Origin of the sequence: Polymorphobacter sp. (assembly GCF_051860865.1) — a bacterium.
Classification (GTDB): Bacteria; Pseudomonadota; Alphaproteobacteria; order Sphingomonadales; family Sphingomonadaceae; genus Sandarakinorhabdus.
Genome location: NZ_JBIMKZ010000104.1, coordinates 1 through 6836 on the forward strand (window position 1 = coordinate 1; position 6836 = coordinate 6836).

Sequence of the window (6836 nt, forward strand, 5' to 3'; positions counted from 1 at the left end):
TCGATCACGCGGATCATTGTGCAGGAACGGGCCGCAGCCACGCAGCTCGTTCTTGAAGTTGGACTGTTTGCCGCCCGAATGGCCGTAATCATAGTCCTTGCCGCGAACGGTCATCGCCAGTCGGTGACCGGCGGGGACAACGATGCTGGTCGGCCAGATCTCGATGTCGAGGGTGACGATTTCGCCCGGGCTGAGCGGCTGCAGCTCGTCGTGGCTGTGGTACGGGCGCCACGGCTGGCTGAGGGCGGGATCGAGCTTGCGGTGCGAGGCGCGCAGCCAGCCCTGGGCAATCGGCGTGTGGGGATCGATGGCGCCCTGAAAGACCATTTCGCGCATGTCCGGCGTGTAGACGCGGACCACGGCGAAGAGGTCGGCGTCGACGGTGCTCGACGAGACGTGGAGGCGGAGCGCCAGCGGGCCGGTGATCTCGGTGGGGTGCGTGCAGGGCGGCGCGAGGAAGGTGAGGCCATCGCCGTCGGCCGCGAAGGAGACGGGGTCGGCGTGGGTCGGCGCGTCGGCCAGCATGCCGGTGGCAAGATCTAGATGGTGTTTGGTCCAGACGGTGCGCGGGATCGGCCAGGCGGCCTCGGTGCGGTCTTCGAAATGGTCGAGGTGGCGGACCTGGAGGCGGACCGGGGGCTCGTCCTGCCAGCTGCTGGTATCGCCCTTGAGAAAATGGTCGAAGAAGCGCTTCTGCAGATGGCGGCCGTAATCGGTATAGAAATGCGTCCAGTGTTCGAGGCCGTGCGCTTCGAGCCATTTGTGCGGGCTCGCGGCGCGGGTGAAACCTTCGAAATTGCCGCGGGTGTGGAGGCCCTGGCCGCCCCAGTTGGCCGCCGACAGAAAGGGCACGGTGACCTTCGACCAGTCCGGCGAGCGGACCTGGTGATAGTCGTCGTCGAGCGGGTGGGCGAAGATGTCGTTGCCGAAGTCGCAGCGGTTGGCGGCGAGCGTTTCGTCATCGAGCAATGTGTCGCCGCAGACGAGCGCGCCATGGACGAGGCTGCGGCGGCCGCGCTCGCCGATGCCGTGCTGGACGGTCTTGACCTGCATGTCCGACCAATTGGCCCAGAAGGTGCTGAGGATGCCGCCATGGTGGGTCATGTCGCGGTAGAAATCGGCGGCACCTTCCCAGATGCACATGGCGGCGAGGTGCGGCGGCTGCAGCGAGGCGACCTGCCACTGGTTGATGCCGAAATAGGAGACGCCGTTGAGGCCGACCTTGCCGTTGGACCAGGGCTGGACGCCGGCCCATTCGATGCATTCGTAGAAATCCTGCGTCTCGCGCGGGGAGAAATGGTCGATGAAGCCGGGCGAGGTGCCGCAGCCGCGGGAATCGACGCGGACGCAGGCATAGCCGTGCGGGACCCATTTCTCGGGATCGGCGACTTCCCAATTCTGGTAAAGGTTCGACGAGCCGGCGGTGACGTCCGGATGGTTGTCCGCCATCGTCTTCCAGGCGCTGGGATAGCCCTGCTGGAAGGACAGGCCCTTGGCATAGGGGCCGTGGGTGAGCAGGACCGGGTAGTTACCGTCCTCGACCGGGCGGAAGACGTCGGCGCGCAGGACGAGGCCATCCGACATGGTGATGGGGACGTCCCAATCGATGCGCATGCCGTCGCGGATTTCGCTGCCGAGGCTGAAATTGGGTACTGCGGGTACCGCCGTGCCGGCGGGGATGGCTGGCACGGCGGTATTCTGGTGCGCCGCGAGGACGCGGGCGACGGCGGCGGTGTCGGCCTGCGACAGGCCGGCGTCGAGCGCGGCGGCGTAAAGCGGCTGGACGGCATCGAGCAGCGGCGTGGCGGCGCCGTGGCTGCGGGCGAAATCGGCGAGCAGCGCCATGTCCTTGGCCCAGACGCCGAGCTTCATCTGGGCGGGCTCATACTGGTCGGCGGCGACGAGGGGGGCACGCAGCGCGAAGATGCGCGACTGGGCGGCGCCCTGGCCGATGGCGGCGATGATCGCCTGCGCGTCGAGGCCGGCCTTGAGGCCCAGCAGCATCGCCTCGGCGGTGGCGACATTGTGGAGCGCGACGAGGTGGTTGGCGACCAGCTTCATGCGGGTGGCGTTGCCGAACGGGCCGAGATCGATGACCTCGCGGGCGATGGCGGCGAGGAAGGGGCGGGCGGCGGCGAGGGGGGCGGGGTCGCCGCTGGCGTAGACGACGGCGTCCCTGGCGGCCATCTGGGCGCCGGTGCCGCTGATCGGGCAATCGAGGAGGGGAATGCCGGCCTCGGCGAGACGGGCAGCCATCTGCTGCTTGGTGGCCAGCGACAGCGTGCTGGTATCGATGACCAGCGGGGCGGTGCCGGCGCGGGCGATGATGTCGGTGACGGCGAGCGCGGCTTCGGCGCTGGGCAGGCTGAGGATCAGCGGGTGGGGGGTCGCGGCGAGGGCCTCGGGGGTGGCGGCGATGGTGGCGCCGGCGGCGCGGGCGCGGGCGCTGGCCTGGGCGTCCGGATCATGGCCGTCGACCGTGTAGCCGGCGGCGATCAGGTGGGTGACCATGGCGCCGCCGATGGTGCCGAGCCCGAGGATGGCGATCTGGCTCATGCTGGAACTCATGCTGGAACTCATGCCGGGGCTCTTGTGTGCTGGGCGAGGAAGGGGAGGACGGCGGCGGCGAAGGCCTCGGGGGCCTCGAGATTGGGCAGGTGGGCGGTGGCGTCGATCAGGTGGAGGCGGCTGCCGGGGGTGGCCTGCTGCATGGCGGCGAGTGCCGCGGGGAAGGCGCCGTCCTCGCGGCCGGCGAGATAGAGGGTGGGGACGGCGAGGCCGGGGAGGCGGGGCAGGATGTCGACGGTCTCCAGCGCATGGGTGGCGGCGACATAGCCGGCCGGGCTGGTGGCGAGGATCATGGCGCGGGCCTCGGCGACGGCCTCGGCGGCGGCGGCGGGGGTCAGCCAGGTCGGCAGGGTGGCGTCGGCGACGGCGGCGAGGCCGCCGGTCTCGAGCAGGTCGCGGCGGGCCGGCCAGAGCGCGAGGAAGGGCGGCGGGGCGTCGGCGCGGCAATCGCCGGCGACGAGGCTGAGGACGCGGGCCGGATGGGCGAGCGCGGCTTCCAGCCCGATCATGCCGCCGATCGACAGGCCGAGCAGGTGGCTGGCGTCGATGCCGAGATGGTCCCAGGCGTGGAGGACGTCGGCGGCTAGGCTGGCGATGGTCCAGCGTGGGCGGGTGCCGGCGGTGCTGCGGCCGTGGCCGCGCATGTCGAGGCGCAGGACGCGGTAATCGGCGGCGAGCGCCGGGATGTTGGGGTTGTAGAGCGCCGTGCTGGTGGCCAGCGTGTGCAGCAGGGTGAGGACAGGCGCGGACCTGGGGCCATCGAGGCGCGCGTGAAGCATCGCCTCGCCGTCGGCGCTGGGGATGTGGAAGGCCTGGGCGCTGGTCATTCAGCTGGCGAGGCGGGTGGGGGGGCGGGTGGCGGCGTTGATTTGGGGCATGACCTGCTCGGCCATCAACTCCATCGAACGGAGGGCGAGCGCTTTGTCGGCCCAGTCATGGCCGGCATAGAGCAGCGTGCCGAAATCGCCGACGGTCTCGCGGAAGGCCTGGAGATCATCGGCGACCTTGTCCGGGGTTCCCCAGATGACGAGGTCGTCGACGACGCTCTCGACGGTGACGCTGCTGTCCGGCGCCTTCTGGTCGCGCTTGAACAGATTGGCGCGGCCGTTGGCGAGCATCTTGGTGACGATCGAGCGGTAATATTGATGGTAAGGGCCCTGCGCCTCGGTGGCGTAGCGCTTGGCGGTGGCGAGATCGTCGGCGACGAAGATGCTCTTGGCGACGCGCCAATGGGCCGGCGAGGCGGCGAGGCCGGCTTCCTGGCAGCCCTTCTCGTAATTGGGCCAATGGGTCTTGACCCATTGCGGCAGCAGGAAATTGGCCGAGATCGGCTGCCAGCCGCGCTTGGCGGCTTCGGTGACGCCCTTGGAGAAGGGGGCCACGGCGGTGACGACGATCGGCGGATGCGGCCGCTGATAGGGCTTCATGATGCTGCCCTGGCCGAGATCGGCGATGGTCGTGCGTTCGGTGGAGAAGGACCAGAACTGGCCTTCGCGCTTGTGCGGCGCCTCGGTGGTCCAGATGGCGAGGATATGGTCGATCGCCTCGAGGAACATCGCGGTGCGGTCCTTGTCGAGGTTGCCGAAGACCTCGGCGTCCGACAGCAGGCCGCCGGGGCTGATGCCGAACAGGAAGCGGCCCTCGGCCATGTGATCGACCATCGCCACCTGGGCGGCGACGGCGGCCGGATGGTGGCAGGGCAGGTTGACGGTGCCGGTGCCGAGCTTGATGGTCTTGGTGGCCGAGATCAGCGAGGCGATGAAGATCAGCGCCAGTTCACGGTCTTCCTTCAGCGTTTCGGTGACGCTGCGGCCGAGCGGGTGGATCGGCATGGTGAAGAAGCCGAGATCCATTAGCGGGGGTCCATCGATCAGGTTCCAGTATCAGGCGGCAAGCGCGGCGGGTACGGCGTACCGGCCGTTGCCATAAATGAGGGGGGCGCCATCGGCGAAGGCGAAATGCTCGACCTCGCCGATAAACAGCAGATGGTCGCCGAGCTCGATCAGCCGGTTGGTGCGGCATTCGAAGCTGGCGAGGACATGGTTGAAGACCGGGGCGCCGCCGCGGCCGGGGCGCCAGTCGAGCCCGTCGAAACGGTCGTCATCGGGCGAGGCCGAGGGGCGGGCGAAGCGATCGCCGAGCGGGCGCTGCTCGGCAGTGAGGACGTTGACGGCGAAATGGGCGGCGTTGCTGAACGCCTGGCGCTGGGCCGAGGCGAGGCGCAGGCTCCACAGCACCAGCGGCGGATCGAGCGACAGCGACGAGAAGCTGTTGGCGGTGAGGCCGAGGTTGCGGCCATCGGGGGCCCGGGCGGTGATGACGGTGACGCCGGTGGCGAAGCGACCGAGCGCGGTACGCAACGCCCCCGTGTCGACACTTGTGTCGACGGCGGTGCCGTCGGCAATTTTCGTCTCCCGCTCCATCCGCTTTGGTTATCGAACGATCGACCGCAATCAAAAATGATTTATGATTGTGGAATGCATCAGTATTGTTGATAGAGCGGCCTATGCGTGCACTCGAACTTTTCATCGCCGCCTATGAGGAGCGGTCATTCACCCAGGCGGCGTTGCGCGAGGGGGCGACACAATCGGGCGTGTCCCAGCATGTCCGCAACCTCGAGGCGCGGCATGGGGTGCTGCTGTTCCGCCGCGAGCGCGGGCGGGTGCTGCCGACGCCGGCGGCCGATGTATTCTACCAGCATTGCCTGGCGGCGCTGCGGGCCAGCGACCATGCCTTTCAGCGGCTGCGGCAGTTTTCCTACGGCCTGTCCGGCGAGGCGCGGCTGGGGCTGATGCCGACGATGAACGCGGCCGGGCTGGCGCCGGCGCTGATGCAGTTTCGCCACCGCCATCCGAACGTGAAGGTGAGCGTGACCGAGGCCTATAGCGCGGCGCTGATCCATGCGCTGCTGGCCGGCGAATTGGATGTGGCGGTGGTGCCGGCAATGCCGGCGGTGCAGGGGCTGCGGATCACGCCGTTCATGACGACGCCCGAAATGATGGTGCGGGCGCGGCGGCCGGGTGAGGATGGCGGCGACAATGAGGGCGAGGGGCCGGTGCGGCCGGCGGCGCTGGGGCCGTTGAAGCTGGTGCTGCCCGGGGTGGCCAATGTGCGGGCGCAGACGGTGCGCTCCTATCTGGTGGCGCAGGGGGCGGAGATTGCCGAGGTGATCGAGATGAACTCGATGATGGGGACGCTCGACCTGATCGCGCGGTCCGACTGGTGCGCGATTCTGCCGGCGCTGCTGATGGCGACGCGGACCTATGGCGATGTCTTCGAGGTAAGGCCGCTCGACCCGCCGATGGCGCTGGAGCTGGTGATGGTCGAATCGGCGGCGGCGGCGCTGTCGCCGCCGGCGGAGGCGTTCTGCGAGGTGCTGCGCGAGAGCTGCGAGGGGCTGCTGGCCGCCTGAACGGGGCGGACTGATGGGGGGAAGCAGGAAAAATGATTTGCCCGCCGGCCGGGGCGGGGGAAGACTGGCGCAATGGATGACAATCGGGATGACGGGAAGCGGCTGGGGCTGGTGCTGGCACCGGGGCCGGCGGGGCGGTGCGACGACTTTCGGGTCGGCGGGGCGGTGGTCGATCATGACCCGCTGAGCGGGCTGTGGCGGATGTGGTATTATTGTCGGGACCGGACGATGGCCGGCCCGCCGCCGCTGGGCAGCGGGCGGATCGCGCTGGCGACGTCGCGCGACGGGGTGCGCTGGACGCGGTTCGACGGCGACGAGGCCGGCGGCGCGGTGTTCGCGCCGAGCGGCGTGGCCGGGGATTTCGACGCCCTGCACGTGGGGCTGACCGATGTGACGCGCGGCGCGGGCGAATGGCTGATGTGGTATTTCGCCGGCGGCGACGATGTGCGGACCTCCACCAACAAGGCGATCGGCGCGATGGCCGGGATCGGCATGCGGCCCGGGCTGGCGCGCAGCCCGGACGGGGTCCACTGGACGCGGGTGCGGGGGAAGGCCGGGGGTGGCGGGCTGATCGATTATGCGGCCGACCGGCTCTATGCGAGCTGGCCCAATGTGTTCTGGGACGGGCGGCGGTTCGTGATGCAGCTGACGGTGCCGAGCCTCGATATCGCCGATTATGATACCGATGTGTTCGTGTCCGATGACGGGATCGACTGGACGCCGCTGGGGCCGCTGCAATGGGCTGCCGGTCGCTGGGACTGGAACCGCGGCGGGATGGTGACGCGGCAGGTGCTGGCCAATCCGTTGCGGACAGGGCGGCGGTGGCTGATGATCTATACCGGGCTCGATGCCCATC

The 6836-nt window shown here is 69.2% G+C and carries 6 protein-coding genes; 2 read left to right on the forward strand and 4 right to left on the reverse strand.

Annotated features, from left to right (window positions below; translation table 11 throughout):
- The 4 genes from ACTIFJ_RS14320 to ACTIFJ_RS14335 all read right to left on the reverse strand — a co-directional run.
- Positions 1–2568 (reverse strand): CocE/NonD family hydrolase (locus ACTIFJ_RS14320; protein WP_439534788.1); only part of this gene is annotated, 2568 nt, incomplete at its 3' end.
- Positions 2569–2576: 8 nt separating this feature from the next.
- Entirely contained in the window at positions 2577–3395 is an 819-nt protein-coding gene (locus ACTIFJ_RS14325) for an alpha/beta fold hydrolase (protein ID WP_439534789.1), read from the reverse strand.
- Positions 3396–4421, reverse strand: coding sequence for an LLM class flavin-dependent oxidoreductase (locus ACTIFJ_RS14330; RefSeq protein WP_439534790.1), 1026 nt, complete (start codon positions 4419–4421; stop codon positions 3396–3398).
- A gap of 30 nt (positions 4422–4451) precedes the next feature.
- Positions 4452–4991: a flavin reductase family protein gene (locus ACTIFJ_RS14335; protein WP_439534791.1), complete on the reverse strand. Its 540-nt coding sequence runs from the start codon at positions 4989–4991 to the stop codon at positions 4452–4454.
- An 83-nt stretch (positions 4992–5074) separates the two neighbouring features.
- Between ACTIFJ_RS14335 and ACTIFJ_RS14340 the strand changes: the two genes are divergently transcribed.
- Complete coding sequence (locus tag ACTIFJ_RS14340) at positions 5075–5980, forward strand: LysR family transcriptional regulator (RefSeq protein ID WP_439534792.1); 906 nt, start codon at positions 5075–5077, stop codon at positions 5978–5980.
- Positions 5981–6052: 72 nt separating this feature from the next.
- The coding region (locus tag ACTIFJ_RS14345) for a hypothetical protein (protein ID WP_439534793.1) at positions 6053–6836 on the forward strand (784 nt) is incomplete at its 3' end.

Coding starts and splice junctions, on each gene's coding strand:
- ACTIFJ_RS14325 (WP_439534789.1), bottom strand. CDS start 3,395: ATGACCAGCGCCCAGGCCTTCCACATCCCCAGCGCCGACGGCGAGGCG.
- ACTIFJ_RS14330 (WP_439534790.1), bottom strand. CDS start 4,421: ATGGATCTCGGCTTCTTCACCATGCCGATCCACCCGCTCGGCCGCAGC.
- ACTIFJ_RS14335 (WP_439534791.1), bottom strand. CDS start 4,991: ATGGAGCGGGAGACGAAAATTGCCGACGGCACCGCCGTCGACACAAGT.
- ACTIFJ_RS14340 (WP_439534792.1), top strand. CDS start 5,075: ATGCGTGCACTCGAACTTTTCATCGCCGCCTATGAGGAGCGGTCATTC.